The organism is Mameliella sp. AT18, from assembly GCF_028807275.1.
Classification (GTDB): Bacteria; Pseudomonadota; Alphaproteobacteria; order Rhodobacterales; family Rhodobacteraceae; genus Antarctobacter; species Antarctobacter albus.
This window is the reverse complement of record NZ_JARAMO010000276.1, coordinates 1-1,217: the sequence shown is the minus strand read 5'-3', so window position 1 is coordinate 1,217 and position 1,217 is coordinate 1. Positions and strand designations below refer to the sequence as shown.

The 1,217-nt window shown below is 65.8% G+C and carries 1 protein-coding gene; it reads left to right on the top strand.

Features of this window, described 5'->3' with window-relative positions; genetic code table 11:
* Positions 1 to 96 precede the first annotated feature (96 nt).
* Positions 97 to 1,026, top strand: coding sequence for a DUF2493 domain-containing protein (locus PVW46_RS22615; RefSeq protein ID WP_274577755.1), 930 nt, complete (start codon positions 97 to 99; stop codon positions 1,024 to 1,026).
* The last annotated feature ends 191 nt before the right edge of the window (positions 1,027 to 1,217 follow it).

Sequence of the window (1,217 nt, the reverse complement as noted above, 5' to 3'; positions counted from 1 at the left end):
TGCGCCGTCCCTGACCCGGACAGATTCGGTGAACCGGACATTCGGCCATGCCACCACACTCCTGTGGTGGTTCCCCGAACATCTGGAGACACCAACATGACATACGAGAACGCGAACGCCTACGAGACCATCGAACTTTTCGGCCTGACGGAGAAGGACGCAGAACTGCCGATCCCCGAGGATCACATCCTGAAGGACAGCATCACCCGCGAGACTTTCGAGACCCTGCTGGGTCAACTGCGGAACACAGGTCTCGAGACCGAGATTGAACCGCTCGCGCACGGGCTCGCCACCATCCTGCAGCGCCGCAAGGTCACCCTGACGAAGGAGTTGGACCGCACCGCCGACAAGATCGGTGCCCTGGCGAAATCCCATGACGGATCGGAGATCGCGGAGACCGCGCTCGAAGAAGCCCAGGCCCGCTTCCTGCACCTGCGGGAGATCACCGGCGCCATCGAGGTGATGAGCGAGGCGGCGGCGGAATGCTACGAGGTCGAGACGGGTCACGCCTTCATCCCGGCGGCGGGGTCTCGCGTAAGCGCTCGCGCCCAGGAGACCGGGGCGGTCTTCGAGGCCCGGCAGCTGCTGGAGCAACATGATCGAGAAACCGCCGCGAAGTCGAAGGTCGAGGGGGTTCCCCTGATCGTCTCCGGCGCGACGGACTGGACCGATATCGATGTCATCTTCTCGACACTCGACAAGGTTCGGGAGCGGATCCGGCAGAACCGCAATCAGGAGATCTTCCTCTGCCACAAGGGCGGCAAGCATGGCGCCGAGATGATCGCGGCCCGCTGGGCTCGCGCACGCGGCGTCGCGCAGGCGCGCTTCGATCCGCGATGGTCCGCGTATGGGCGTGCCGCCCCGTTCAAATGCAACGACGAGATGCTGGACGACAAATTCGCCGCGACCGGGGTCGTGCTCTTCGGCGGCAACGGGGTTGCGCTGAACCTCGGGCAGAAGGCCGAGGCGAAGGGCCTGACCGTCATGCGGGTCGCCGACCCGGCGAAGAAGACGGCAGACGAGTGAATGAGAGAGGGTCGCCTACGGGCGGCCCTTTCGTCGTTTCCATCGGCCTGTCCGTAAACTGACGGCCTCTGCCGCCCGGCCGCGCGTGTCGCGGAGGCGATATCGGCCCCTGGCCGATCGCGCATTCGGCCATGCGACCTCACCGCGGCGTCGCACCCGGCGTCCCGGTTTGCCCGTCTCGCGAGCACGTC

Excerpts from the sequence above, each read along its gene's own strand:
- PVW46_RS22615 (WP_274577755.1), top strand. The coding sequence starts at position 97 with ATGACATACGAGAACGCGAACGCCTACGAGACCATCGAACTTTTCGGC.